The sequence below is a fragment of the Ciceribacter sp. RN22 genome (assembly GCF_024054295.1).
GTDB lineage: Bacteria > Pseudomonadota > Alphaproteobacteria > Rhizobiales > Rhizobiaceae > Allorhizobium > Allorhizobium lividum.
Window position 1 is genome coordinate 2,433,440 of record NZ_JAMXLD010000001.1, and the last position, 26,673, is coordinate 2,460,112.

At 64.8% G+C, this 26,673-nt stretch carries 20 protein-coding genes; 7 read left to right on the top strand and 13 right to left on the bottom strand.

Annotated elements, in window-relative coordinates:
* From NHF53_RS11860 to NHF53_RS11900, 9 genes are all read right to left on the bottom strand, one after another.
* Positions 1-377: transposase (locus NHF53_RS11860; RefSeq protein ID WP_252834341.1), on the bottom strand; the 377-nt coding region annotated here is incomplete at its 3' end.
* 292 nt (positions 378-669) lie between these two features.
* Positions 670-1,389 (bottom strand): ParA family protein, encoded by a 720-nt coding sequence (locus tag NHF53_RS11865; protein WP_252834342.1) that lies wholly within the window; start codon positions 1,387-1,389, stop codon positions 670-672.
* 218 nt (positions 1,390-1,607) lie between these two features.
* Positions 1,608-2,753 carry an iron-containing alcohol dehydrogenase gene (locus NHF53_RS11870; RefSeq protein WP_252834343.1) on the bottom strand — a complete coding sequence of 382 codons (1,146 nt, stop codon included), beginning with the start codon at positions 2,751-2,753 and terminating at the stop codon, positions 1,608-1,610.
* A complete protein-coding gene (locus NHF53_RS11875; protein WP_252834344.1) occupies positions 2,750-4,135 on the bottom strand; it encodes an aldehyde dehydrogenase family protein in 1,386 nt (461 codons plus the stop codon). The genes NHF53_RS11870 and NHF53_RS11875 overlap by 4 nt, the downstream gene beginning before the upstream one ends.
* A 24-nt stretch (positions 4,136-4,159) precedes the next feature.
* Complete coding sequence (locus NHF53_RS11880; protein WP_252834345.1) at positions 4,160-5,530, bottom strand: glutamine synthetase family protein; 1,371 nt, start codon at positions 5,528-5,530, stop codon at positions 4,160-4,162.
* 97 nt (positions 5,531-5,627) lie between these two features.
* On the bottom strand, positions 5,628-6,674 hold the full coding sequence (locus NHF53_RS11885; RefSeq protein ID WP_252834346.1) for a TRAP transporter substrate-binding protein: 1,047 nt from the start codon (positions 6,672-6,674) through the stop codon (positions 5,628-5,630).
* Between the two features lie 117 nt (positions 6,675-6,791).
* Positions 6,792-8,117, bottom strand: a complete 1,326-nt coding sequence (locus NHF53_RS11890; RefSeq protein WP_252834347.1) for a TRAP transporter large permease subunit — start codon at positions 8,115-8,117, stop codon at positions 6,792-6,794.
* On the bottom strand, positions 8,114-8,623 hold the full coding sequence (locus tag NHF53_RS11895) for a TRAP transporter small permease subunit (protein WP_252834348.1): 510 nt from the start codon (positions 8,621-8,623) through the stop codon (positions 8,114-8,116). Before NHF53_RS11895 ends, NHF53_RS11890 begins: the two co-directional genes overlap by 4 nt.
* 129 nt (positions 8,624-8,752) lie before the next feature.
* A complete protein-coding gene (locus NHF53_RS11900) occupies positions 8,753-9,523 on the bottom strand; it encodes an N-formylglutamate amidohydrolase (RefSeq protein WP_252834349.1) in 771 nt (256 codons plus the stop codon).
* Positions 9,524-9,703: 180 nt separating this feature from the next.
* On the opposite strand from NHF53_RS11900, the gene NHF53_RS11905 reads away from it, so the two are divergent.
* The 6 genes from NHF53_RS11905 to NHF53_RS11930 all read left to right on the top strand — a co-directional run bounded on the left by NHF53_RS11905 (position 9,704) and on the right by NHF53_RS11930 (position 15,928).
* Positions 9,704-10,576: a MurR/RpiR family transcriptional regulator gene (locus NHF53_RS11905; RefSeq protein WP_252834971.1), complete on the top strand. Its 873-nt coding sequence runs from the start codon at positions 9,704-9,706 to the stop codon at positions 10,574-10,576.
* Positions 10,577-10,724: 148 nt separating this feature from the next.
* Positions 10,725-11,840 carry an ABC transporter substrate-binding protein gene (locus NHF53_RS11910; RefSeq protein WP_252834350.1) on the top strand — a complete coding sequence of 372 codons (1,116 nt, stop codon included), beginning with the start codon at positions 10,725-10,727 and terminating at the stop codon, positions 11,838-11,840.
* A gap of 106 nt (positions 11,841-11,946) precedes the next feature.
* Positions 11,947-12,837 (top strand): ABC transporter permease subunit, encoded by an 891-nt coding sequence (locus NHF53_RS11915; RefSeq protein WP_252834351.1) that lies wholly within the window; start codon positions 11,947-11,949, stop codon positions 12,835-12,837.
* Positions 12,834-13,616, top strand: a complete 783-nt coding sequence (locus NHF53_RS11920; protein WP_114361399.1) for an iron ABC transporter permease — start codon at positions 12,834-12,836, stop codon at positions 13,614-13,616. The genes NHF53_RS11915 and NHF53_RS11920 overlap by 4 nt, the downstream gene beginning before the upstream one ends.
* An 11-nt stretch (positions 13,617-13,627) precedes the next feature.
* Positions 13,628-14,689: an ABC transporter ATP-binding protein gene (locus NHF53_RS11925; protein WP_252834352.1), complete on the top strand. Its 1,062-nt coding sequence runs from the start codon at positions 13,628-13,630 to the stop codon at positions 14,687-14,689.
* An 87-nt stretch (positions 14,690-14,776) separates the two neighbouring features.
* Complete coding sequence (locus tag NHF53_RS11930; RefSeq protein WP_252834353.1) at positions 14,777-15,928, top strand: PotD/PotF family extracellular solute-binding protein; 1,152 nt, start codon at positions 14,777-14,779, stop codon at positions 15,926-15,928.
* Positions 15,929-16,093: 165 nt separating this feature from the next.
* Here the strand turns inward: NHF53_RS11930 and metH are convergent, their stop codons facing one another.
* Positions 16,094-19,867 carry a methionine synthase gene (metH, locus tag NHF53_RS11935; protein ID WP_252834354.1) on the bottom strand — a complete coding sequence of 1,258 codons (3,774 nt, stop codon included), beginning with the start codon at positions 19,865-19,867 and terminating at the stop codon, positions 16,094-16,096.
* Between the two features lie 198 nt (positions 19,868-20,065).
* On the opposite strand from metH, the gene NHF53_RS11940 reads away from it, so the two are divergent.
* On the top strand, positions 20,066-21,328 hold the full coding sequence (locus NHF53_RS11940) for an AGE family epimerase/isomerase (RefSeq protein ID WP_252834355.1): 1,263 nt from the start codon (positions 20,066-20,068) through the stop codon (positions 21,326-21,328).
* Between the two features lie 322 nt (positions 21,329-21,650).
* Here NHF53_RS11940 and NHF53_RS11945 read toward each other — a convergent pair whose 3' ends face one another.
* Genes NHF53_RS11945 through NHF53_RS11955 form a run of 3 tightly spaced genes read right to left on the bottom strand, consistent with a single transcriptional unit; the run spans position 21,651 to position 25,933 of the window.
* On the bottom strand, positions 21,651-22,853 hold the full coding sequence (locus NHF53_RS11945; protein WP_252834356.1) for an efflux RND transporter periplasmic adaptor subunit: 1,203 nt from the start codon (positions 22,851-22,853) through the stop codon (positions 21,651-21,653).
* Between the two features lie 5 nt (positions 22,854-22,858).
* Positions 22,859-25,219 (bottom strand): ABC transporter permease, encoded by a 2,361-nt coding sequence (locus tag NHF53_RS11950; protein WP_252834357.1) that lies wholly within the window; start codon positions 25,217-25,219, stop codon positions 22,859-22,861.
* A gap of 6 nt (positions 25,220-25,225) precedes the next feature.
* On the bottom strand, positions 25,226-25,933 hold the full coding sequence (locus NHF53_RS11955; RefSeq protein WP_114361392.1) for an ABC transporter ATP-binding protein: 708 nt from the start codon (positions 25,931-25,933) through the stop codon (positions 25,226-25,228).
* Positions 25,934-26,673 lie beyond the last annotated feature (740 nt).

Here is a 26,673-nt window from a genome sequence, read left to right on the forward strand (position 1 = left end):
ACATGGCCGACGATTTCGCGCGTGCTCATGCCGCGCGCATACATCGAGATGATCTTGTCGTTGAAGCCGGGAAAGCGCCGCTGATATTTGGCCAGAAGTTGCGGATCAAAGCTCGATTGCCGGTCACGCGGTATAGACAGTTCCAGCGAACCGTCTTCCGTCAGCACAGTCTTCTTTCCATAGCCATTGCGGCTGTTGCCGCGCATTCTTTCGCTCGAAAGATGGTGGTCCATCTCCGCGTTCAGCGCCCGTTCGGCCAACGCCTTCTTCAACTGGTCGATCAGCCCGCCGCCATCAAAGGCCGTCTTGGCGTCAGCTCCCCCGAGCAATTGGTCCAATATCGCATCCGGGATAACCGGCTCTTTCCGTCGTGCCATGAGTGGTCTCCTTCATACCCATTATGCACGCCCGTACACGAAATTCCTGACACTCCCGACGATCACGAACTACGGCCTTGGGTCGCTCACGACGGTGTATGCCACTCCTATGACTGTCCGCTTCCCTCAGATCGGTAGCCGGAACCGGCCAATCCGAATTCGGCCCCCAAACGGTCACTCACTCAGGCCGACCGCTTCCGCATTCCGCCCAATCACCTACCCCCCACCCACACAGCAAAAAGCCGCCGGCCGGGTGCCCCCAGCCAGCGGCCCTCTCACTCTGTTGCCGCCCTCACGCCGCGTTGCCGACCACCCGCAGAAACCGGCGGGCGGGCTGCGAGCGCACGACCCTGACCGGCAGCACGCGCATGACTTCGAGCGCGAAGGCGCGGGCGTTTTCACGCGCGCGGTCGAGATTGCTGATCTTCGCCGGGTCCATCGTGTGCAGTGTGCCGCCGCAGTCGAAGATCTCGCGGAAGGCGTTGCGCTCGACGATCGGCGTGTTGACGACGTTGACGCCGCGGGCCTGCAACAGGCCCTTGATCGTCAGCAGCGCGCGGGTCGTCACCATCGAGGTCACGCGGGTCAGCACCACCGAATGCGGGATCGTAAGCCTCCCCTTCTCCTCGATGAGGCCGATGAGGTCGAGGATCTGTGCGGCACCGCGGGCATCCATCGCGCAGCCCTGCACCGGGATCATCACATGGTCGGAAAGGCCGAGCGCGGTGGTCACGATCGCGTCGCGCGCGCCGGCGAGGTCGATGACGGTATAGTCGGCCGTGCGCGCGCATTCGGCGATGTGCCCCTGCAGCGAGGCGACGGAGACTTCGGAGATCACCTCGATATTGCGCTGCGGGCCGGAAAGCTCGTGCCACTGGCTGATCCAGTGCTGCGGATCGGCGTCGATGATCGCAACGCGAAAACCCTGCTGGGCGAGTTCGGCGGCGAGCAGCAGCGCCGCGGTGGTCTTGCCGGCACCGCCCTTGGCGTTGGCGAATGAGATGACTGGCATGTTGTGTGTCCCCGAAAGTGCGGCGAGCCGACATCGCTCACTGCGACACCTTGCTCATGGCGTCGATGGTCGTCACTCTCGTTCATTATGGTTAACAAAGGGCAAACGGCCCGCCGTCCGCGACCGCCCCTGCACCCGCCAGCCCATTGATGCGGAAAAGAAAAAGGGCCCGCGCCTGGGAACGCGGGCCCTTGCATGTCAACTGAGGACGACGTGCCTCAGAAGCATTCGAGGAAGAGTGCCTTGGTGTTCTCGAAGGTCATCTTGACCGGGTTGCCGCCGCAGCTCGGGTCCTCGATCGCCATGGCGGTCAGTTCGTCGATGCGGTCGGGCTTGATGCCCATGGCGGTAAGATTGTCCGGAACGCCGAGCTCGGCGCGCAGCGCCAGCACGTAGTCGTAGAAGCCGTCGAAACCGCCGGCGATGCCGAGATAGGCGGCGGCGCGCGCGATCTTCTCCTCGATCTCCGCGCGATTGAAGCGCAGCACCGGCGGCATCACCACGGCATTCGTCATGCCGTGATGGGTGTTGTAGACCGCGCCGATCGGGTGCGAGAGCGAGTGGATCGCGCCGAGCCCCTTCTGGAAGGCGACGGCGCCCATGGCGGCCGCGGCCATCATGTTGGTGCGCGCCTCGATGTCGGTGCCGTCGGCATAGGCCCGCGGCAGGAATTCCTTGACGAGCCGCATGCCTTCGAGCGCGATGCCCTGGCTCATCGGGTGGTAGAAGGGCGAGGAATAGGCCTCAAGGCAGTGGGCGAAGGCGTCCATGCCGGTGCCGGCGGTGATCATCTTCGGCATGCCGACGGTCAGTTCCGGGTCGGAGATGACGACGCCCGGCAGGAACTTCGGATGGAAGATGATCTTCTTCACATGCGTTTGCGAATTGGTGATGACGCTGGCGCGGCCGACTTCCGAGCCGGTGCCGGCCGTGGTCGGCACGGCGACGATCGGGGCGATGCCCTCGACGTTCGCCCGCGTCCACCAGTCGCCGATGTCCTCGAAGTCCCAGACCGGGCGCGTCTGGCCTGCCATGAAGGCCACGCACTTGCCGAGGTCGAGGCCCGAGCCGCCGCCGAAGGCGACGACGCCGTCATGGCCGCCGTCCTTGAAGGCCTTGACGCCGGCTTCGAGGTTCTTCTCGTTCGGGTTCGGGTCGACGTCGGCGAAGATCGCGCGGCCGAGGCCCGCCTCTTCGAGAACGTCGAGCGCGCCTTGGGTGATCGCCATTGAGGCCAGCCCGCGGTCGGTGACGAGCAGCGGCTTCTTCATGCCGAGCGACTTGCAGGCGTCGGCGAGCTCCTTGATCCGGCCCCGGCCCATCTTGATGGCGGTCGGATAGCTCCAGTTTGCGACGATATTCATTTCGTGACCTTCTTGAGGTGGTAGGATTTCGGACGGGTGAGGTTCTGGAAGCCGATGACCGACAGCGATCCGCCGCGGCCGGTGTCCTTGCAGCCGGTCCAGCAGAGCGCCGGGTCGAGATAGTCGGCGCGGTTCATGAAGACGGTGCCGGTTTCGATCTCGCGGCCGATGCGGGCGGCGCGGGCAGAATCCTGCGTCCACAGCGACGCCGTGAGGCCGTAGGGGCTGTCGTTCATCAGCTCGATCGCTTCGGCGTCGTTCTTCACCTTCATGATGCCGACGGCCGGGCCGAAGGTCTCGTCCTTCATGAACGACATCGAGTGATCGACGTTCACGAGGATCTGCGGCATCAGGTAGGCGTGGCCGTCATCCTCAGGGAAGAGTTTCGGATCGACGAGCGCCTTGGCGCCCTTGGCGACGGCTGCGGCGATCTGCTCGCGCACATGGGCGGCAAAGCGCCGGTGCGCCATCGGCCCGAGCGTCGTTTCCGGATCGAGCGGATTGCCGAGCTTGTAGTTGGAGACCCAGGCGACCGACTTCTCGACGAAGGCGTCGTAGAGGCTCTCGTGCACGTAGATGCGCTCGATGCCGCAGCAGCACTGGCCGGAATTGTAGGTCGCGCCGTCCATCAGCGTGTCGACGGCGGCGTCGAGGTCGGCGTCCTCCATCACATAGCCGGGGTCCTTGCCGCCGAGTTCCAGCCCGAGGCCGGCGAAGGTGCCGGCGGCCGCCCGCTCGATCGACCGTCCGCCCTCGACGGAGCCGGTGAAGTTGATGAAGTCGAAGCTGCCGGTGGCGATCAGCGCCGTGGTCGTGGCGTGGTCGAGGAAGAGGTTGATGAAGACGTCTTCCGGAACGCCGGCCTCGACGAAGGCGCGCACCATGCGCTCGCCGACGAGCAGCGTCTGCGTCGCATGCTTGATGACGACGGTGTTGCCGGCCATCAGCGCGGGGGCGACCGTGTTGATCGCCGTCATGTAGGGATAGTTCCACGGCGCGATGACGAGGACGACGCCGTGCGGCTCGCGCTCGATGCGGCGCTCGAAGGTGGCGCTGTCCTCGATCACCAGCGGCGCCAGCGCATCCGCTGCGATCGAGGCGACGTAGTTCGAGCGCTCGTTGAAGCCCTTGTATTCGCCGCCGTAGCGGACGGGCCGGCCCATCATGTGGGCGAGTTCCGGCACCACCTCGTCCGACATTTCGTTGAGGCGTGCGACGCCCTTCAGCACGAGCTGCACGCGCTCTTCGAGCGGGCGCCGCGCCCAGGCTTTCTGCGCCTTGCGGGCACGATGGACGGCATCCTTCGCCGCTTCGAGCGACATCGCCTCGCGCTCGGCATAGACCGATCCGTCGATCGGCGAGATACATTGGATCATTGTCATGATCTTAAATCCTGTCTGTGTGGTTCAAGCTCTCTCGAAACCGCGCGCCACTTCCCAATCGGTGATGCGGCGGTCGTATTCTTCCTGTTCCCATTCGGCCGCGCGGACGTAGTGGTCCACCACCTCGTCGCCGAGCGCCGCCCGGAGCATGGCGGAATTGCGCAGCGATTCCGTCGCCGCGCGCAGCGTGCGGGGAATCTCGCGAACCTCGCGGGCTCCGTAAGCGTCTCCCACGAAGGCCGGCTCCAGTTCAAGCTTCTTCTCGATGCCGTCGATGCCTGCGGCAATCAGCGCGGCCATGGCGAGATAGGGATTGAGGTCGGAGCCGCCGACACGGCACTCGACGCGGATGCCCTTCGTCTCCTCGCCGCAGAGCCGGTAGCCGGCGGTGCGGTTGTCCTTCGACCAGATCGCCTTGGTCGGCGCAAACGTGCCGGCCATGAAGCGCTTGTAGGAATTGATGTAGGGCGCGAGGAAGTAGGTGATCTCGCTCGCATGGGCGAGAAGGCCGGCCATGTAGTGCTTCATCGTCGCCGACATGCCGTGCTCACCGTTCTCGTCGAAGAACAGCGGCGTCTTGCCGTCGGCGCTCCACAGCGACTGGTGGATGTGCGACGACGAGCCGGCAGAATTGTAGTTCCACTTGGCGAGGAAGGTGATCGCCTTGCCGCGCGACCAGGCGATCTCCTTGCAGGCGTTCTTGATGATCGCATGCCGGTCGGCCATGGTCAGCGCGTCGGCATAGCGGACGTTCACCTCGCCCTGCCCGGCAGACGCCTCGCCCTTGGTGTTCTCGACCGGAATGCCGGCGCCCTGCAGACCCTTGCGGATCGCGCGCATGACGTCTTCTTCCTTGGTCGTCTGGAAGATGTGGTAGTCCTCGTTGTAGCCCGAGCCGAGCTGCAGGTCGCGGTAGCCGGACATGCGCGCGTCGTCATAGGTCTGGTCGAACAGGAAGAATTCCAGCTCGGTGGCCATGAAGGCCTTCATGCCCATGTCTTCGAGACGCTTGATCTGCTTCTTCAGGACCGCGCGCGGCGAATGCGGCACGTCGGCGTGGCTGTGGTGGTCAAGGACGTCGCAGATCACGAGCGCCGTGCCTTCGAGCCAGGGGGTCTTGCGCAGCGTCGAGAGGTCCGGCTTCATCGTGTAGTCGCCGTAGCCCTTTTCCCAGCTCGTCGCCTGATAGCCGGAGACCGTCTCCATCTCCATGTCGGTCGCAAGCAGGTAGTTGCAGCTGTGGGTTTCCTTGTAGGCGCTCTCCACGAAGAACTCGGCCTGGAAACGCTTGCCCATCAGCCGGCCCTGCATGTCCACCAGCACGGCGAGAACGGTGTCGATGCGGCCCTCGGCCACATCCATCTTCAGATCGTCAAAAGTGTACGGTGCAGACATCGGTGTTTCCTGACAGGCGTGTTTCGTTCCTTGGGGGAATTCTCGTCGGGGGATCGTCCGGGACGCGGAACGCCCCGGACGCGGTTTCATCAGGCGATCAGCCGTTGCGGTAAGGCTGGCCGGCCTTCTGCATGACGGCCTGGTAGTCCTTGAGGATCTTGACCACCTTGGCATTGCGCTCGCTCTGCTTGGCGATCTCGTCCCAGAAGGCGAAGGCCTTCTCCTCGACCGTCTTCCATTCGGCATCGGGGATCGAGGTGAGTTCGAGCTTGCTGCCGCCGGCGCGCAGGGCCGCCTCGCCGCCCCAGTACCAGTGCAGGCGACGATAGTGCGAGCTGTCCATGCAGACGCGCCAGAGCTGCTGCAGGTGTTCCGGCACTTCCTTCCAGCGATCGGCATTGGCGAAGAAGGATCCGCACCAGCCGCCCGAGATGTTGTTGGTCAGGAAGTACTTGACCACGCTGTCCCAGCCGACGGTCGTCACTTCGGTGATGCCCGACCAGGCGACGGCGTCGATTTCGCCCGTCTGCATGGCGACCGGGGTGTCTTCATAGGGGATCGTGACCGGGATCACGCCGAACTGCTCCAGGAACTTGCCGGCGGTCGGGAAGGTGAAGACACGCAGACCCTGCAGGTCGGCGAGCGACTTGATCGGCTTGTTGGTCGAGAAGTTGCACGGGTCCCATGCGCCGGCCGAAAGCCACTTCACGCCGACCTCGCCATAGGCCTCGTCCCAGATCTCGGCGAGACCGTATTTGTGGAACAGCGTCGGCACGTCGAGGCTGTAGCGCGAGGCGAACGGGAAGTAGCCGCCGAACACCTTGATGTCGACCGGCGAGTTCATCGAGTCGTCATCCGACTGCACAGCGTCGATCGTGCCGGCCTGCATGGCGCGGAACAGTTCGCCCGTCGGCACCAGCTGGTCGGCGGTGTAGAGCTCGATCACCATCTGGCCGTTGGCGGCCTTGTTGAAGGCGTCGACGCAGGGACGCACCACCTCCTCGGCGAGCGCGGCACCGGCATAGGTCTGCAGGCGCCAGGTGATCTTCTTGTCCTGCGCCTTGACGTGGGGAGCGGCCAGAACCACCGGAGCGGCAGCGGCGGCAAGGCCGGCATTCTTCAGAAAACTTCTTCTGTTTGTCATGTCCTATTCCCTCTCTGCTTTGTTTTTCACTTCTTCTTTCGGGTGCCCCCCGCGGCAGGACCGCGGGAAGCACAAGCGCACATTGCCCGCCCGGCGGGCCTTTCACTCCTGCCCGCTCTATCCCCTCACGTAGACGTGCTGGGGCAGCCACAGGGCGATCTCCGGAAACGCCATGATGATTACCATTCCGAGCATCATGATCAGGACGAAGGGGACGATCGAACGGTAGATGTCGAGAAGCGAGATTTCCGGCGGTGCCATGGCGCGCATCAGGAACAGGTTGTAGCCGAAGGGCGGCGTCATGTAGGCGATCTGGCAGGTGATCGTGTAGAGCACGCCGTACCAGATCAGGTCGAAGCCGAGCTTGCCCACGAGCGGGATGTAGAGCGGCGCGACGATGACCAGCATGGCCGTGTCGTCGAGGAAGGCCCCCATCACCAGGAACGACACCTGCATCAGGATCAGGATCTGCCAGGGAGACAGGCCCATGTCGCCGACCAGCAGCTTCTCGATCGCCTTGACCGCGCCGAGCCCGTCGAACACCGCGCCGAAGCACAGCGCCGCGAGGATGATCCACATGAACATGCACGAGATGCCGAGCGTCTGTTCGAGGACGCGGTTCCACAGGGTCCGTGTCAACCGTCCCTTGATCCAGGTCGCGAGCAGGGCGCCGAGCGCACCGACCGCCGAGCTCTCGACGAGGCTCGTGACGCCAAGCACGAACAGGCCCATCATCAGGAAGAAGATGAGGAAGGGCAGGATGCCGGCCTGCAGCAGCTTCAGCTTCTCGATCATCGGCATGTCGCGCTCTTCTTTGGTGAGCGCAGGACCGAGGGCGGGGTTGATCCAGCAGCGGATCACCACATAGATGGCGAACAACACCGCGAGCAGCAGGCCGGGGAAGACGCCCGCGAGCCAGAGCTGGCCGACAGGCTGGCGCGCGATCATGCCGTAGAGCACCATGACGACACTCGGCGGGACGAGAATGCCGAGCGAGCTGCCGGCCTGCACGACGCCGGAGACCATGATCTTGTCGTAGCCGCGGCGAAGCAGTTCCGGAAGCGCGATCGTGGCGCCGATCGCCATGCCGGCGACCGAAAGCCCGTTCATCGCCGAAATCACGACCATGAGCCCGATCGTGCCGAGCGCCAGGCCGCCACGCAGGCCGCCGAACCAGACGTGAAATGCCCGGTAGAGGTCTTCGGCAATGCCCGATTCCGACAGCATGTAGCCCATGAAGATGAACATCGGCAGCGTCAGCAGTGCATACCATTTCATCAGCTTCATGCCGGCCGAAAAGCCGAGTTCGAAGCCGCCATTGCCCCAAAGGAAGGCCGCGGCAACGACGCCGACGAAGCCGATGGCGGCGAAGATGCGCTGTCCGGTCAGCATCGACAGCATCATCGAGGTGAACATCAGGAGGGCGATCATCTCGTAGCTCATGCGATCGGTCTCCCGATTGCAAGGGCCAGGTCCTTGAGAAAGATCGACGACGCCTGCAGGAAGGTGAGCACGATGCCGATGACCATCACGATCTTCACCGGCGCCATGTACGGCGACCAGGAAGAATAGCTCGTCTCGCTGAACTTCAGCGCGTAGGCGGTGCTGGAAACGCCGCCGTAAAGCAGGAAGAACAAGTAGACGAAGAGCATGAGAATGGTGATGACGTCGACCACCGCCTTGGTTCTCGGCGACCATTTCCCGTAAACGAGGTCCATACGCACATGGCTGTCGAGTTGCAGCGAGTAGGCGCCGCCGAGAAGATAGTAGCCCGCCATGACGAACTGGGCCGTCTCCAGCGTCCAGTTGGCCGGCAGCCGAATGGATTTCGACGCCACCGAATAGAGCATGATGCCCATCATGACGAATATGCCGTACATGACCACCCGGCCGACACGGCGATTGAAGCCGTCCACGACACGTACATAGGTCCGGATCGCTTCAGGCATAAGAGCCTCCGCCATCCGTGAGGGTGATCGCCGGCAATGTATCCGCGGCTTCCCCTTGCTTCATTCCCTTCGGCATCTGTTCCCCTTTTGATTATAAAACCATGCCAATTCTCGAACTGCAGGGATCACTCAGGAAGAAATTCGGCCAAGCCCCTCCTGCAGCAATCCGGTGAGATAGGAGGCCATGGCCTGCTTGCCGGCCTCGTCCTTCAGAAGGTCGTTACGGACCTCGATCATGACATTCGCAAGCCCGGACGGAAGCCCGTGCAGCCTCAGAGTATGGGTGACACCGTCCTGCGGTCCATAGGGCTCGTTGCGCTCGACCCGGAACGCCGCACCGGCGCCGGCCAGCATCGCGTCGGCAAGCCGGCTGTCCTCGTCGTGCAGGATGCCGACCTCGACCTCGCGGTGGCGCCCCATGTAGACGGGCGTGAAACTGTGCACCGTCACCAGCACCGTGCGTCGGCCGGCGGCCTTGCGCTCGGCGATGATGGCGTCGATCCGGTCATGGAAGGGAACGTAGAGTGCCGCAGTCCGGGCGTAGCGCTCGGCGACATCGAGATCATGATTGCCCGGAATGTCGTAGATTTCGCTCTTTTCCGGCATCGCGGCGGGCGATTCCGGCGGACGGTTGCAGTCGTAGATCAGTCTGGAAAAGCGCTGGGCGACGAGCGTGGCGTCGAGCGAGCGCGACAACATCCGGGCCAGGTCGAGCGCGCCGGGGTCCCAGGCGATATGGCTCGACAGGGCCTCTTCGGAAAGCCCGAGATCCCCCGCCCGTTGCGGCAATGTCCGCGACGCGTGCTCGCAGACGAGCAACACGTCTCCCGCCGCCGCCGCATTCTCGACGGAAACTGCGTCCCCGTCGGCGGCCGAAAGAATATCCGTTCTCAAGAGCATTCGGCAATTCTCCCCGGAGGCTTCGCGCCTCTCTACCTTCCGAAGAGAATTCTTCACGATCCGCCACAAGTCAATCCGGTTCTGAAAATTTCTCTTCAATATGCGGATTGACAGCGTGCCGGGCACGGTTGATAAATTTCCTCATGACCGGCGAAGACCGGCTTGGGGAACAAAAGACTCGTGCTCACTGCGTCGAAAACAGTCTCGGACGTAATCCACGCGCATTTCGGAGGGCTGACGCCTGCCGAACGGCGGCTGGCGGAGAGTCTGCTCGAGAACTACCCCGTATCCGGCCTGGGCAGCATCACCACCGTCGCGGAAAACGCGGGCGTCTCGACGCCGACCGTCGCGCGCATGGTGCAGAAGCTCGGCTACAAGGGCTACCCGGAGTTCCAGGCGCATCTGCACCACGAGCTAGAGGCCTCGATTTCAAACCCGATCGCCAAGCACGACCGCTGGGCCTCCAACGCGCCGGGCACCCATGTGCTCAACCGCTTCGCCGAAGCGGTGATGAACAACATGCGCCAGACGCTGAGCGAACTCGACGCCGCCACCTTCGACGAGGCGGCAAAGCTCCTCGGCGACAAGAAGCGCAGCGTCTATTTCGTCGGCGGCCGCATCACCGGCGCGCTCGCCGAGTACTTCTTCACCCACATGCAGGTCATCCGGCCGAAAACGACGCTGATGTCGTCGAATGCCAGCTCGTGGCCGCAGCACGTGCTGAACATGAGCGCCGGCGACGTGCTGGTGATCTTCGACATTCGCCGCTACGAGGCGGACATGGCGACGCTGGCCGCCGTCGCCAAGACCGCCGGCGTACAGATCATCCTCTTCACCGACCAGTGGACCTCGCCGGTCGTCAAGCACGCGCTGCACAGTTTCAAGGTCCAGATCGAAGCGCCGTCCGCCTGGGATTCCTCGGTCGTGACGCTTTTCGTCGTCGAGGCGCTGATCGAGGCGGTCCAGAGCTCGGCATGGGACGAAACCCGCGAGCGTATGAATACACTCGAGGGTCTGTTCGAACAGGCTCGGCTTTTTCGCAAATTGCGTTGATCCAGGAGGGGAAGAGGAAAAACGTTAGAAATCAATAGAGAAGAAGAGCAAGCCGTCCCGGCGCGCGGGGCTGCGAGCTGTCACATAACTATCATCGAACCCGAATATCAGACGCGCGTCGCCTTCAAACAAAACAAGGAGAACTTCCGTGACTAGCCACTTCCGTCGCCTACTCTCGCTTTCGACCGCCATGGTCATCGCCTCCACGGCCGTCGCCGTCGCCGAACCGAGCGCCGAACTCGTCGAAGCCGCCAAGAAGGAAGGCTCGCTGACCACGATCGCCCTGCCCCACGACTGGTGCGGCTACGGTGCGGTCATCGAAGGCTTCAAGAAGAAGTACCCGGAAATCAGCGTCAATGAGCTGAACCCCGACGCCGGCTCGGCCGACGAAGTCGAAGCCGTCAAGGCCAACAAGGACAACAAGGGCCCGCAGGCTCCGGACGTCGTCGACGTCGGTCTCGCCTTCGGCCCGCAGATGAAGTCCGAAGGCCTGCTGATGCCTTACAAGGTCTCGACCTGGGACGAAATCCCGGACGGCGTCAAGGATGCCGACGGTTACTGGTACGGCGACTACTACGGCGTGATGTCGCTCATCGTGAACAAGGACCTCGTCAAGGAAACCCCGAAGGACTGGTCCGACCTCCTGAAGGCCGACTACGCAGGCCAGGTCGCTCTCGCCGGTGATCCGCGCGCTTCCAACCAGGCGATCCTCGGCGTTCTCGCCGCTGGTCTCTCGTCCGGCGCCAAGGCCGGCCAGGAAGCCGGTGAAGCCGGTGAAGCCGGTCTGAAGTACTTCGCCGAACTCAACAAGGCCGGCAACTTCGTGCCCGTCATCGGCAAGTCCGGAACGCTCGCCCAGGGCTCGACCCCGATCGTCGTCGCCTGGGACTACAATGCGCTGTCCTGGAAGGACACGCTCGCCGGCAACCCGCCGGTCGACGTCGTCGTTCCGGAGACGGGCGTTCTCGCCGGCGTCTACGTTCAGGGCATCTCGGCCTATGCGCCGCACCCGAACGCCGCCAAGCTCTGGATGGAATACCTCTATTCCGACGAAGGCCAGACCGCATGGCTCGCCGGCTATTGCCACCCGGCCCGCTTCAACGCGATGTCCAAGGCAGGCAAGATCCCGCAGGAACTGCTCGACAAGCTGCCGCCGGCCGCTTCCTACGAGAAGGCCTACTTCCCGACCCTCGAGGAAGTTGACGCCAACAAGGCTGCCGTCACCGGTGGCTGGGACAAGGTCGTCGGCGCCAACGTCCAGTAATTTGCTGTTGTGAAATGCCGCCCCGGTCTTGTGGCCGGGGCGGCTTTTCTCTTCAATGAGAAACGAGAAGTCGCGCTCCAGGCGCGCGAACAGGGGGATGATCACGATGGCGGCGAACAGTACCGTCGACAGCACCACACCACGCCCGGCATTGCGCCTGCCGCTCGAATGGATCGGGGTCGCCCCGTTCTTCCTCTTCGCCCTGCTCTTCCTGATCATGCCGACGATGAAGATCGTCATCGGCGCCTTCCAGACCCCGGACGGCAGCTTCACCCTCGAAAACCTGGCCGGTCTGTTCACGCCGTCGATCCTCGCGGCCTACTGGATCTCCATCAAGATCAGCCTCGCCTCGGCGCTCCTCGGCTGCGCGATCGGCTTTGCCATGGCGACCTCGGTCGTCCTCGGCGGCCTGCCCCGCTGGATTCGCGGGCCCCTCCTGACCTTTTCGGGCGTCGCCTCGAACTTCGCCGGCGTGCCGCTCGCCTTCGCCTTCCTCGCAACCCTCGGTCCGATGGGGCTTGTCACCGTCTTCCTGCGCACCGAGATCGGCATTGATCTGCGCGCGCTCGGCTTCAACCTCCTCTCCTTCTGGGGGCTGACGCTCACCTATCTCTTCTTCCAGATCCCGCTGATGGTGCTGATCATCACGCCTGCGATCGACGGGCTCAAGCGCGAATGGAAGGAGGCCGCCTCCATCCTCGGCGCGAGCAATGCGCAGTACTGGCGCATGGTCGCCTTCCCGATCCTGCTGCCGTCGCTTCTCGGCACCATGGCGCTGCTGTTCGCAAATGCGTTCGGCGCTGTCGCAACCGCGATCGCGCTTACCGGCTCATCGCTGAACATTGTGCCGATCCTGCTCTTTGCGCAGATCCGCGGCGACGTGCTCGGCAATCCCCATCTGGGTTACGCACTCGCCTTCGGCATGATCATGGTCACGGGGGTCGCCAATGCAATCTACATCTGGCTGCGCGCCCGCAGCGAAAGGTGGCTGAAATGAAGAAGCTCTGGGCTTGGGGCGCGCTCGCATTCGGGCTCCTCTATTTCATCCTGCCGCTCGTCGGCATGACCAACTTCTCGCTGAAGATGCGCCGCGGCGAATACTCCTTCGACGCCTATGCCAAGGTGCTCGGCGACACGCAGTTCCAGCAGACCTTCAGCTATTCGGTGACGATGGCGCTTGTGACGATCGTCTTCGGCGTCGTGCTCGTCGTCCCGACCGCCTACTGGGTGCGCCTGCGCCTGCCGTCGCTGCGGCCCTATATCGAATTCGTGACGCTCCTCCCGCTCGTCATTCCGGCGATCGTCATCGTCTTCGGCTATATCCGTCTCTACAACACCTCGAGCTGGCTGCCGCTCACCGGCACGGCCTTCGGCACCAACATCCTGCTGATGTTCGGCTATGCGACGCTGTCACTGCCCTACATGTACCGTGCGGTCGACACCGGGCTTGCCGCCATCGACGTGCGCACACTGACGGAAGCCGCCCAGAGCCTCGGCGCCGGCTGGACCCGCATCCTCTTCCGGATCATCCTGCCGAACGTGCTGATCGCCGTGCTCTCCGGCGCCTTCCTGACCTTCGCCATCGTCATCGGCGAGTTCACCATGGCGGCGCTGCTCAACCGGCCGGCCTTCGGCCCGTACATGCAGCTTCTCGGCGCCAACCGCGCCTACGAGCCGGCCGCTCTCGCGGTGATCGCCTTCGGCATCACCTGGGGCTGCCTCGGCCTGATCCAGCTCGTCTCCCGCTTCCAGAAAACAATCCAACGCCCCGCCTGAGGACGAAACGCATGAGCTTCCTGACGCTGACCCACATCCAGAAGTCTTTCGGGCCTGTCAAAGTCGTGCACGACTTCAACATGTCGATCGACAAGGGCGAATTCGTCTCCTTCCTCGGCCCGTCGGGCTGCGGCAAGACGACGATCCTGCGCATGGTCGCCGGTTTCGAGACGCCGACCGGCGGCACGATCACCATCGACGGCCGAGACCAGTCGAGCCTCAAGCCCAACCAGCGCAACATCGGCATGGTCTTCCAGGCCTATGCGCTGTTTCCGAACATGAATGTCTTCGACAACGTCGCCTTCGGCCTGAAAATCCACGGCATGGCCAAGGCCGACATCGAGAAGCGCGTGAAGGAGATGCTGGAACTCATCCATCTCGGACATCTCGCCGAGCGCTATCCCTACCAGCTCTCGGGCGGCCAGCAGCAGCGCATCGCGCTCGCCCGGGCGCTCGCGCCGAAGCCGCAGGTGCTGCTCCTCGACGAGCCGCTCTCCGCACTCGACGCCAAGATCCGCGTCTCGCTCCGCGAGGAAATCCGCCAGATCCAGCAGCAGCTCGGCATCACGACGATCTTCGTCACCCACGACCAGGAGGAGGCTCTCTCGATCTCCGACCGCGTGGTGGTGATGAATGCCGGCCGCGCCGACCAGATCGGCACGCCCTTCGAGATCTACAACAAGCCGGCGACCCGCTTCGTCGCCTCCTTCGTCGGAACGCTGAACATCATCGACGCCGTCGTCGCCGATCCCGCCGCCTCGACGGTGCGCATCGGCGAAGAAGTGATCTCGCTCAAGGAATCGCTTGCCGCGAACAAGGCCGGCACGACCGTCCAGCTCGCGCTCAGGCCTGAAGCGGCCTCCCTCACCGAACGGCCGAACGGCAACCTCTCGCTCACGGGCCGGGTCGTCTCCAGCCACTTCCTCGGCTCGGTCATCCGCACCGGCGTCAGCGTCGGCGGCAACGTCGTCTCCTTCGACAGCTTCAACGACCCGGGCGTCAAGCCGCCGGCCGTCGGGGAAACGGTTGCGCTGCGCCTCGACGCCGGCGATCTCTTGCTGCTTCGCGAGTGACTTTGGCCGCGGACGGCGGACGCCGCCCGCGCCAGTTTCCCTCCAGCTTGGGCCTCTACGATGCCGCCCGGCAAGGGGATAAGCGACATGAGCACGAACGTCGACGACCGGTCTTTGGCCGGGCGGTTCAGGGATGAATTTCTGCGCTGGAAGAACGGTTCGGTCACACGCCGGCATTTCCTTGGCGTCACCGGTCTCGGCCTCGCCGCGGCGATGCTCGGCGGGACCCCGACGCTCCCCGGCAGAGCCTCCGCCGCCGATCTCGGTCGCCGCGTCTCGCTCGCCACCTGGCCGAACTACCATGACCCCGCCTCGTTCGAGGCCTTCACGGCGGCGACCGGCGTCGAGGTGGACGTCAGGGCCTACGGTTCCAACGAAGACATGTACGCGGCCATCAGCTCGGGAGCCTACGCCTGCGATCTCTGCGTCCCGACCAATTACGCAATCCCGAACTACATGGCTCGCGGACTGCTGGACGAGATCGAACTCGGCCGGGTCCGCAATTTCGACGCCTCGGCGACCGATACCCGCCTCGCCTCGGCAGGGACCGTCAACGGCAGGATCTATGCCCTGCCGAAGAACTGGGGCACCACCGGTTTCGCGATCAACACCGGCCGTATCGGCAGCGGTGTCACTCGCTGGAAAGACTTCTTCGACCTCGCGCAGACGGACGCCAGCGGCCGCACGATCATCCACGACTACCAACTGACGGCCGTCGGCAACGCCCTTGTCGCGCTAGGCTATTCTTTCAACTCGGTCGACCCGCAGGAACTCGAAAAGGCCGGGGAGCTGCTGATCCGGGTCAAGCCGCATCTCTACGCGATCGACAGCGACTATCAGGCGCCGATGCGCTCGGAGGACGCCTGGCTCAGCATGTGCTGGGTCAGCGACGCCGCCCAGCTCCATCGCGACTTGCCCGAGGTCGAATACGTGATCGGTGCCGACGGCGGCGAACTCTGGTGCGATTTCTACGCGATCCCGACGGCTGCCCCGCACAAGGCGGCTGGCTATGCCCTGCTGAATTTCCTCCTCGATCCGGCGGTGGCCGTGCGGGAGCACATCGCCAACGGCGCGCCGACGACCGACAGCCGCGTGCTGGCCCTGCTGCCGGAAGAAGTGACCTCCAACCGCATCGTCTATCCGGGAAAGGCGGCGCTCAGCCCACTCGAATTCGGCGCCGCCGTCACCATGTTCGATGCCGGACGGAACGACGTGATGGAACGCTTCAGGGCCGCCTGACACTGTTCGGGATCAAGGATTTCCGTTTGCGGCCAATAGCTTGCCGCAGAAACCGGAATCACTTCGCGACGGTCTTGAAGCATGGCTGGGGATCCCGCCGCCGCGGCGAATTCGAATCCGAAATCAACCGCTTGCCGGCGGGCGTTGAATCAAAGTCTCGGCGTCTCAGGCGGCGTCATCCGTGCGCTCGTCCGCCTTCACCGGCACGTAGTTGAGCACCGGCCCGAGCCAGCGTTCGACCTCCGAAACCGCCATGCCCTTGCGCGCGGCATAGTCCTCGACCTGGTCCCGCTCCACCTTCGCCACCCCGAAATAGTAGCTCTCGGGATGCGCGATGTAGAGGCCGGAGACCGACGAGCCGGGCCACATGGCGTAGCTTTCGGTGAGCTCCACGCCGGTCGCGGCCTCGGCGTCCAGGAGGTCGAAGAGCGTCCGCTTCTCGGTGTGGTCCGGCTGGGCGGGATAGCCGGGCGCCGGCCGGATGCCGGCATAGGCCTCGCCGATCAGCTCCTCGTTCGTCAGCGCCTCGTCCGCGGCATAGCCCCAGAACTCGCGCCGCACGCGCTCGTGCATCCGCTCGGCGAAGGCTTCCGCCAGGCGGTCGGCGAGCGCCTTGACGAGGATCGAGGAATAGTCGTCGTTCGCCCGCTCGAAGCGCTCGGCGATCGCGATCTCCTCGAAGCCCGCGGTCACCACGAAGCCGCCGACATAATCGGCAACTCCGCTCGCCGCCGGCGCGACGAAGTCGGAAAGGGCGACGTTCGGCCGTCCCTCCCGCTTCGAAACCTGCTGGCGGAGCGTATGGAAGGTCGCAAGCGTCTCGCTCCGGCTCTCGTCGGTGAAGAGGCGGATGTCGTCGCCGACGGCATTCGCCGGCCAGAAGCCGATCACGGCGCGCGGACGGAACCAGCCCTCCGCGACGATCTTGTCGAGCATCTCCCGCGCATCGGCGAAGAGCTGGCGCGCCGCCTCCCCCTGGCTCTCGTCTTCGAGGATCGCGGGATAGCGTCCCTTCAGCTCCCAGGTCTGGAAGAAGGGCGTCCAGTCGATGTAGTCGACGAGTTCCGCGACGTCATAGTGGTCGAAGACCTTCGTGCCGAGGAAGCTCGGCTTCGCCGGCCGGTACGTCTCCCAGTCGGGTTTCATCGCGTTCTCGCGGGCACGGGCGAGCGGCAGCCGCTGCTTCTCGCGCTCCGACCGCGCATGTGCCTCCGCCACCTTCTGGTATTCGGCGCGAACCGTCTCGACATAGCCGTCCTTCGCCTCCGGCGACAGCAGCGCCGAGACGACGCCGACGGCCCGGCTCGCATCGGTCACGTAGACCGCCTGTCCGCGTTTGTATTGCGGGCTCACCTTGACGGCCGTGTGGACGCGGCTCGTCGTTGCCCCGCCGATCAGCAGCGGAATGTCGAAGCCGTCCCGCTCCATCTCGGAAGCCACATGCGCCATCTCGTCCAGCGAGGGGGTGATGAGGCCGGACAGTCCGATGATGTCGACCTTCTCGGCGATTGCCGTTTCGAGGATCTTCGAAGCCGGCACCATGACGCCGAGGTCGATGATCTCGTAATTGTTGCAGGCGAGCACGACGCCGACGATGTTCTTGCCGATGTCGTGGACGTCGCCCTTGACCGTCGCCATCAGCACCTTGCCGGCGCTCTGGCGCTGGTCGCCGCCATTCAGCCGCTTCTCTTCCTCCATATAGGGAAGGAGGACCGCGACGGCCTGTTTCATCACGCGAGCGGATTTCACGACCTGCGGCAGGAACATCTTGCCCGACCCGAAGAGGTCGCCGACCACGTTCATGCCCGCCATCAGCGGGCCCTCGATCACGTGCAGCGGACGTTCGGCGGCAAGGCGCGCCTCTTCCGTATCGGCCTCGATGAAATCGGTGATGCCGTTGACGAGCGCGTGCTCCAGCCGCTTCTCGACCGGCCATTCGCGCCAGGTGAGATCCTGCGCCCTCGCCTCCTTGCCGGCCGCGCCGCGGAAGCGCTCGGCGATCTCCAGCAGCCGCTCGGTGGCGTCCCTGCGGCGGTTCAGCACCACGTCCTCGCAGGCCTCCTTCAGCTCCGGATCGATGCTCTCGTAGACCGCGAGCTGACCGGCGTTGACGATGCCCATGTCCATGCCCGCCTGGATGGCGTGGTAGAGGAACACGGCATGCATCGCCTCGCGCACCGGTTCGTTGCCGCGGAAGGAGAAGGAGAGGTTGGAAACGCCGCCCGAGATATGCACCAGCGGCATCTTCTCGCGGATCGTACGGGCCGCCTCGATGAAGTCGACGCCGTAATTGTCGTGCTCCTCGATGCCGGTCGCCACCGCGAAGATGTTCGGGTCGAAGATGATGTCTTCCGGCGCAAAACCGGCCTCTTCGGTGAGCAACCTGTAGGCCCGCTCGCAGATTGCGACCTTTCGCGCATAGGTGTCCGCCTGCCCGTCTTCGTCGAAGGCCATCACCACGACCGCCGCGCCGTAGTTGCGGACGAGCCGCGCCTGGGCGAGGAAGTTCTCTTCCCCCTCCTTGAGCGAGATCGAGTTCACCACCGCCTTGCCCTGCACGCATTTCAGGCCCGCCTCGATGATCGCGAACTTCGACGAGTCGATCATCACCGGCATGCGGGCGATATCCGGCTCGGCGGCGATCAGGTTCAGGAACTCGACCATCGCCCCTTCGGAATCGATGAGGCCCTCGTCCATGTTGACGTCGATGATCTGGGCGCCGTTCTCCACCTGGTCGCGGGCGACCGAGAGCGCGCTCGCATAGTCGCCGGCGGTAATCAGCTTGCGGAATTTCGCCGAACCTGTGACGTTCGTCCGCTCGCCGACATTGACGAAGGGAATGTCCTTGGTGAGCACGAAGGGTTCGAGCCCGGAGAGTGACATGAAGGGCCGGTGCTCGGGAACCTGCCGCGGTGCCGAGCCGGCGACGGCATCGGCGATCGCCCGGATGTGTTCGGGCGTCGATCCGCAACAGCCGCCGACGACGTTGACGAGCCCCTCGCGCGCAAACGCCGCGACCTGGCGGGCCATGTCGTCGGGCGTCTCGTCGTACTGCCCGAATTCGTTCGGCAGACCGGCATTCGGATAGGCGCAGATGAAGGTGTCGGCGACGCCCGAAAGCTCCTGCAGGTGCGGCCGCATGGCATCCGCCCCCAGCGCGCAGTTGAGCCCGATCGTGAACGGCCGGGCGTGGCGGACGGAGTACCAGAAGGCCGACGGCGTCTGGCCGGAAAGCGTGCGGCCGGAAAGGTCGGTGATCGTTCCGGAGATCATCACCGGCAGGCGAATGCCCTTCTCCGCGAAACGCTCCTCGCAGGCGAAGATCGCCGCCTTGGCGTTCAGCGTGTCGAAGATCGTCTCGATCAGGATGATGTCGGCGCCGCCGTCGATCAGCCCGTCGATCTGCTCGCCGTATGCGAGCCGCAGGTCGTCGAAGCGGACGGCGCGGTAGCCCGGATTGTTGACGTCAGGCGAGATCGAGGCGGTGCGGTTGGTCGGCCCGATCGCGCCCGCCACGAAGCGGCGCCGGCCGTCCTCGCGCTCGGCCCGGATCGCCGCGCGCCGTGCGACCCGTGCGCCCTCGCGGTTGAGGTCGTAGACCGCACCCTCCATCCGGTAATCGGCCTGGGCGATGCGGGTCGAGGAAAAGGTGTTGGTCTCGAGGATGTCCGCGCCGGCCTTGGCGTAGCGATAGTGGATCTCCTCGATCGCATCGGGCTGGGAGAGCGTCAGCAGGTCGTTGTTGCCCTGCTGGTGGCAGGCGCAGCCGATGAAGCGCTCGCCACGGAAATCGTCCTCGCCGAAACGAAGCTCCTGGATCTGCGTGCCCATGGCGCCGTCGATGATCAGGATGCGCTCGCGCGCGGCCCTGGCGAGTGCGGCCGAAATCTCCGCCCCGTCGCGTTTGATGACGTCCGTATCAAACAATTTGTCGAGCATGGCGCACTCCCCTGTTCCGATCGCGACATCCGCAAATCACATAAAGATATGTTTATGTCAACATGCGTTTATTTTTCACCTGTCAAAACGCAACTTCCGACGCCGCAACAAGTTCCCGTGGTGACACGGCCGCGACGGGCCGATATAGGATTCAACCGATTAGATGCGCTGGGGCCGATCGGCCCCGAGGAGGAAGTCATGCCAGAAACCGCCAAGCACACCGGTCTCGCCTATCGCTGGGCCGATCGCCCCTATCACCGCAAATGGCTTCTCGACCGGGCGGATGAGCTTTTCGACGTCTTCCAGTTCGCGAGCATCAATCCGAAGGGCGGCTTCTTCGACCTGAAGCGCGACGGCACACCGCTTGTCGTCGACAATTCGGTCCGCGGCATCCACACCGCCGCCCGCATGGTCCACTGCTTTGCGATCGGCGACCTCTTCGGCCGCCCCGGATCGGCCGATGTCGTCGACCACGGCATGCAGTTCCTCTGGAACCGGCACCGCGACCAGCAGCACGGCGGCTATTTCTGGCAGGTGGACGACAACGGCCCGGTCGATGCCAGCAAGCAGGGCTACGGCCACGCCTTCGTACTGCTCGCCGCCTCCTCCGCCAAGATCGTCGGCCATCCGCTCGCCGAAGCCATGCTCGACGACGTCACCGAAATCCTTGAGACCCGTTTCTGGGAGGAAGCCCACGGAGCGATCGCCGAGGAGTTTTCCGCCGACTGGTCGCCGGTCCCCGGCTATCGCGGACAGAATTCCAACATGCACCTCACCGAGGCGTTGATGGCCGCCTTCGAGGCGACCGGCGAGCGTCACTACCTCGACAAGGCGGAACGCATCGCCGATCTCGTCATCCGCCGCCGCGCCGCCGAATGCGGCTGGCGGGTGCCGGAACATTTCGACGAGAACTGGCAGCTCGACCGCGACTACCGCGGCAACGAGATGTTCCGCCCCTCCGGCACCACGCCCGGCCACTGGCTCGAATGGGCCCGCCTCGTCCTGCAGCTCTGGGTGCTCGGCGGCAAGCGCCACGACTGGATGCCGGAGGCCGCCCGCGGCCTGTTCTTCCAGTCGATGTCCCTCGGCTGGGACCGCACCCACGGCGGCTTCTTCTACACGCTCGACTGGGAGAACGCGCCCGCCCGCCGCTCGAAACTCTGGTGGCCGCTCTGTGAGGGCGCCGGTGCCGCCCACTGGCTCGCCGAACACCTGCCGAGCGATTTCCACGAGGAAAGCTATCGCCGCATCTGGAGCTTCATCGCCAGCAACAGCCTCGACCGCACCCATGGCGGCTGGTTCGAGGAACTGACCGAGGAGCTTTCGCCTGCGACCACCATCTTCCCCGGCAAGGGCGACATCTACCACGCGCTCCAGGCCTGCCTCATCCCGCTCTTCCCGGCGACCGCAAGCCTCACGCGGGTGATCTCAGAAACCGGCGGCCCGACCTTGGAGGTTTGAGGCCTTCCGTTCTCCCCCGTGACGGGGGAGAGTATCGCGAAGCGACCCGGGGCGGTCCGACGCCCACACAAGAAGGTACACCTTCACCCGGCCTGCAAGGTACACCTTCACCCGGCCTGCGCGCTCGACTGTGGACCGGATCGACTTGACGGAGCGTGTTCGTGGATCCTCGGGTCAAGCCCGAGGATGACGACCGACAAGGCTGTACGAAGGCTACTTCGGTCGAACAGTCCCACTTGCCGGCAGGTTTCATGCACGTCGGCGGCTCCATTTTCCGTCATCCTCGGGCTTGACCCGAGGATCCAGACCCGATGACGACCCCTCACTCCTGCCGTGGCTCGACGAGGCTGCCGTCGCTCAGCGTGTCGCTCGGATGCAGGATCACCACGTCGCCGGGCGCGAGCCCCGAGAGCACCTCGGCATGCTCGTCGTTCATGTGGCCGATGCCGACCTCCGTCTGGCGGGCGCGGCCGTCGCGGATGACGAAGAGGCTCCAGTTACGGCCGTCGCGAAAGAGCGCGCTCAGCGGCACCTGCAGCACGTCCTCCCCTTCCCAGAGCGTCAGCCGCGCATAGACGCGGAAATTGTGGCCGAGCCGCGGATCGCTCTCCTGAAGGTCGAGCACGAGGTTGACGCGCTGCTCCTCGATGCCGAGCGCCGAAACCTTGGTGAAGCCGGCCGGGTCGATGCGCCGCACGACCGCCGGCAGCACCCGTTCGCCGCCCCAGTCGACGATCTCTGCCCTCGCACCCGGCGCGATCCGCACAGCGTCGGAGGACAGAAGATCGACCGCCACCTCCAGATCCGACGGATCACCGATCTCGGCGATCTTGGTGCCGGTCGCGACCGGCTGCTCGCTCTTTGCGAAGACCGTCAGCACCACGCCGTCAACCGGCGCCGTCACGTAGACGCAACAGCTGCGCTCGCTCGCCGCCGGCGCCGATGCCGGCTGGACCAGGCGTGCCTCGGCGCTCGCGAGCTCGGCCTTGCGAAGCTCGATCGCCGCGCCTGCCGAGGCGAGCTGCGCCTCCAGCACCTCGACGTCCGTGCGTGCCTTCTGCAACTGGCTCTCGGCGATATAGCGGGTCTTGGCGAGCTGGACGGCGCGTTCGAGGTTGTCGCGCGCGAAATCGAGGTCGGACTTGATCCGCCGGTAATCGGTCTCCGACATCGAGACAGAGGCCCGCGCGGCATCACGCGCGGCGGCAAGCTCCGCCTCGCTGCGGCGGTCGATCAGCGGCGGGTCGAGCGGATGGATCGCCGCCACCATGGTGACGTCCGCTTTAACCCGGTCACCCTCGTTGAGCACCGTGCGGGCGAGATGCCCGGCGATCGGCGCCGAGACGGTGTAGACGTCGCGCACCCGCGTGATGCCCTCCTGCGAGATCATCACCCTGAGCCCCCCGCGCTCCACGACGCCGGTATCGACCGGCTGCGGCTTTTCCCTGAGAGCATAGACGAACCCCGCGATGATCGCGGCGACGATCAGCAGGAAGCCCGCCCGTTTCAGCCATTTGGACCACATGCACCTTACTCCCTGGACTTCAGGACACTCACGAGATCGAGCCTGTCGATGCGCCGCCGGACGACCAGCGCCGAGACCAGCGACGCGCCCATGACGACGAGGCTCGAGATCGCGAACGTAGCGGAATTGACGACAAAGGGGACACGAAAGAGGTCGCTGGTGAGCCCTTCGATCACCAGCTTCGAAAACAGGTAGCCGAGCGCCCAGCCGAGCGGCTGCGCGACGAGCACGACGACCGACAGTTCGGTGAGCAGCACGCTCGACACCTCCGTCCGCGTAAAGCCGAGCACCCTGAGGCTCGCCAGTTCCCGCGCCCGTTCCGAAAGCTGGATGCGGGCGGAGTTGTAGATGAGCCCGAAGGCAACGATGACGGCAAGCGTCGTATAGACCGTCGTCATCATCGCGATGTTCCTCTCGATCGTCGCCCGGAACTGCTCCCGCGACAGCCCGATCAGCATGATGTAGGCGACCGCCGGCGTGTTCTTGACGCTCTCGTAGAGCGCCTCCTTCAGCGAGGCGTCGACGGAGATCCGCGCGCCCGAGATCCGCCGGCCGTCGCCGATCAGCCGGTCGAGCGCGTCGATGCGCATATAGGCGTCGATACCGACGAGGCTCTGCACGATGCCGGTCACCGGCACGTCGATCCGCCGGTGGTCCTTCTCGACCAGCTCCACCTCCACCATGTCGCCGACCTTCAGCTCCAGCGCCTCGGCGACGCGGCCGATGACGAGAAGCCCCGAGAACGGCGACTCGATCGGCCGCATCTGCGCATCCATGATCCGCCCGAGCTCGCCGCCCTCCGGCATGCCGAGGATGGCGAGGTCCTTCTCGTGGTTCTTGTTGCGCAGCTTGACGGCGATCGAGCGGAACGGCTCGGCCCGCGTCACCCCCGGCATGTGGCGGATGGCGTCGAGGGCGGCCGGTGACCGCTCCCGGTCGAGCCGGAGCGTCGCGTCCTGCCGCTCCATCCGGAAGAAGATCTGCTCCACCATGTAGTCGACGGAGTCCGACGAGAACATCGCGACGACGAGGAGCGACACCGAAAGCGCGACCCCGAGCGAGGTGAGCAGCGAACGCACCGGCGTGCGGATGATCTGCCTGATCGCCATGATCGTCAGTTGCGAGAACAGCCTGGAGCTGAGCTGCCTTCGGAAGAGCGAGCGGAAGCGCACCGGCGCCGGCGGCCGCATCGCCACCGCCGCCGGCAGCACGATCACCGACCAGATCGCCTTGCCGGCACCCACGACCGCAGCGGCAACGCTGACGCCGCCCGAAATCGCGTAGAGATCGACGCTCTCGCGGAAGATCAGGAACGGAAACGAGAAGAATTCCGCATAGAGCCGCGTCAGCCCGCGGCCGATCCAGTTGCCGGCGACGAAGCCGATCGCGACCCCGATCAGCGCGATCACGATGGTAAGCTTGGCATAATGCCAGCCGACCTCGAAGTCGCGGTAGCCGAGCGCTTTCAGAAGCCCGATCTGCTCGCGCTCCAGCGTGATCAGCCGCGTCAGGATCATGTTGACGAGGAAGGCCGCGACGAAGAGGAAGATCGGCGGGATGATCGCCGCCATGGCGCGCAGCTGGATGAGCTCGTTGTCGAGGAAGGTGTGCGAGATCTGGTCCTTGCGCAGATACGTGCCCTGCCCGCCGTAAGGATCGAGCAGATCGTCGATCGCGGAGATCAGATGATCGGTATCGGCACCGCGGAGCACGGTGAACGACGCGTTGTTGAAGGCGCCGTCCATATCCATGACGCCCTCGAGCGCCGTGCGGGTCATGTAGAAGACGCCGAAGCGATGCGGGTCGGGCACCATGTCGCCGGGGCCGATCGCATAGATGTATTCGGGCGAAAGCACGATGCCGGTCACCGTCAGCGTCTGCTTGCGGCCGTTCATGATCGCCTCGAAGGTGCTGCCCTGCGTCAGCCGGTGCGCAAGCGCGAAGCTTTCGAGCACCGCCGCCTCATGCGGACGGTCCGGCTCCGGCAGCCGGCCGCTGCGGATATAGAGCCGGTTGACCGCCGGCTGGCCGCTGTCCGGGATCGAGACGGCGATGCCGGTGGCGGGCTCCGCCATGCCGGGCATGTCGAGCAGCACGTAGTCGACGATCCTCAAGTCCACTCCGCCCACCCCCTCGATTGCGGCGATGCGTTCCTTGAGGTTGAGCGGCGCCCGGTTCGCCGTGACGAACAGGTTGCCGAACCGGTAGCGCTCGTAGAAGACCGCGCGCGTCTCCTCGAGCGAGCGATAGGCGCCGATCGCCAGGATGATCGTCATCACCCCGCAGGCCATGACGAGCGCGACCGCCAGCACCTGGGCCCAGAGCCTCAGGATGTCGCGAAGGAGCTTGCGGTCGAGCATCGACATGGCGCGTCACCAGACCACGGAGGACGGCGGCAGGCGCTCGGTATTGATGACCGTCTCGGCGATCCGCCCGTCGTGGAAGGTGAGCACGCGGTGGGCGATCTGCCGGATCGCCGCATTGTGGGTGATGATCGCCGTCGTCGTCTTGAGCTCCTCGTTGATCCGGCAGAGCGCCTCCAGCACCAGGATGCCGGTCTTCGAGTCGAGCGCGCCGGTCGGCTCGTCGCAGAGCAGCACCTCCGGTCGCTTGGCGATCGCCCGGGCGATCGCCACCCGCTGCTGCTCGCCGCCGGAAAGCTGCGCGGGAAAATGGTCCATCCGCTCCTTCAGCCCCACCATCTCCAGCGCCTCGCCGGGCTTCATCGGGTTGCGCGAGATCTCGGTGACGAGGGCGACGTTTTCCCATGCGGTCAGGCTCGGGATCAGGTTGTAGAACTGGAAGACGAAGCCGACATGGTCGCGCCGGTAGAGCGTCAACTGCCGCTCGGAGAGGCTCGTCAGCTCGTGATCGGCGAAGCGGACCCGGCCCGATGTCGCCTGGTCGAGCCCGCCCATGATGTTGAGAAGGGTCGACTTGCCGCTGCCGGACGGCCCGAGCAGCACGAGGATTTCCCCCCCTTCGAGGGTGAGGTTGATGCCGCGCAAGGCCTGAACCACCACATCGCCGGTTTGATACGACTTGGTGACGTTCTCGACGAGGAAAAGCGGCTCGGTCATGGCTCACCTTACAGCATGTAGCGCGACCATAAAGCAGGCCGGCCGGGTCCGCGTTGACAAAAGTCAACGGCGGACCACCCCGCCGGCAAGCTTCGCGCTAGTTTCGCGGCCTAGCACTTGCTTGCAGGAAACGACCATTGGGGGCATACTCGCCAACCGCGAATGCAGCCCTGTCGTGCAGACTGATCATGAGGATCTGTGATGGCGTATGATTGGAGTGGCGTGCGTACCCGGCGTATCAGGAGAGTGAAACTGGCGGCGATCACCGTGGTCGGCCTTTTCATCATCTCGGCCCCCGTACTGGCCTTTTCCTGACAATTCGAAGAGACCCGGCCGCCGATGGCGGCGGCGGTGCCGCTTGTCCCTTCGCCCCGCAAGCGGGGGTGAGGTACGGTTCGCGAAGCGAAGCAATCGGTCCGGTGAATCGGTTGCAGTGACGAACGCACCCACCTCCCCCTTGAGGGGGGAGGTCGCGCGGAACGCGCGGGTGGGGGTGACGACATCACGGATCACCCCACCCCGGACCTGCGGTCCGACCCTCCCCCTCAAGGGGAGGGTGAACCCCGCCGTCCCGCCCCCTCATCCGGCCTTCGGTCAGCTCACCGGCCCTTCGCCCGAGCTCAGGGCGTTCGTCACTGCAATCGATTCACCGGATCGATTGCTTCGCTGCGCGAACCGCTCCTCACCCCCGCTGGGAGAAGAGGAAAGCCGCCCCACCTTCCGCCTCACCGCAAAAATTC

Bases quoted from the DNA above. Each gene is read 5' to 3' on its own strand.
- NHF53_RS11865 (WP_252834342.1), bottom strand. From the start codon at position 1,389: ATGCCAGTCATCTCATTCGCCAACGCCAAGGGCGGTGCCGGCAAGACC.
- NHF53_RS11870 (WP_252834343.1), bottom strand. From the start codon at position 2,753: ATGAATATCGTCGCAAACTGGAGCTATCCGACCGCCATCAAGATGGGC.
- NHF53_RS11875 (WP_252834344.1), bottom strand. From the start codon at position 4,135: ATGACAATGATCCAATGTATCTCGCCGATCGACGGATCGGTCTATGCC.
- NHF53_RS11880 (WP_252834345.1), bottom strand. From the start codon at position 5,530: ATGTCTGCACCGTACACTTTTGACGATCTGAAGATGGATGTGGCCGAG.
- NHF53_RS11885 (WP_252834346.1), bottom strand. From the start codon at position 6,674: ATGACAAACAGAAGAAGTTTTCTGAAGAATGCCGGCCTTGCCGCCGCT.
- NHF53_RS11890 (WP_252834347.1), bottom strand. From the start codon at position 8,117: ATGAGCTACGAGATGATCGCCCTCCTGATGTTCACCTCGATGATGCTG.
- NHF53_RS11895 (WP_252834348.1), bottom strand. From the start codon at position 8,623: ATGCCTGAAGCGATCCGGACCTATGTACGTGTCGTGGACGGCTTCAAT.
- NHF53_RS11900 (WP_252834349.1), bottom strand. From the start codon at position 9,523: ATGCTCTTGAGAACGGATATTCTTTCGGCCGCCGACGGGGACGCAGTT.
- NHF53_RS11915 (WP_252834351.1), top strand. From the start codon at position 11,947: ATGGCGGCGAACAGTACCGTCGACAGCACCACACCACGCCCGGCATTG.
- NHF53_RS11920 (WP_114361399.1), top strand. From the start codon at position 12,834: ATGAAGAAGCTCTGGGCTTGGGGCGCGCTCGCATTCGGGCTCCTCTAT.
- NHF53_RS11925 (WP_252834352.1), top strand. From the start codon at position 13,628: ATGAGCTTCCTGACGCTGACCCACATCCAGAAGTCTTTCGGGCCTGTC.
- NHF53_RS11930 (WP_252834353.1), top strand. From the start codon at position 14,777: ATGAGCACGAACGTCGACGACCGGTCTTTGGCCGGGCGGTTCAGGGAT.
- metH (WP_252834354.1), bottom strand. From the start codon at position 19,867: ATGCTCGACAAATTGTTTGATACGGACGTCATCAAACGCGACGGGGCG.
- NHF53_RS11940 (WP_252834355.1), top strand. From the start codon at position 20,066: ATGCCAGAAACCGCCAAGCACACCGGTCTCGCCTATCGCTGGGCCGAT.
- NHF53_RS11945 (WP_252834356.1), bottom strand. From the start codon at position 22,853: ATGTGGTCCAAATGGCTGAAACGGGCGGGCTTCCTGCTGATCGTCGCC.
- NHF53_RS11950 (WP_252834357.1), bottom strand. From the start codon at position 25,219: ATGTCGATGCTCGACCGCAAGCTCCTTCGCGACATCCTGAGGCTCTGG.
- NHF53_RS11955 (WP_114361392.1), bottom strand. From the start codon at position 25,933: ATGACCGAGCCGCTTTTCCTCGTCGAGAACGTCACCAAGTCGTATCAA.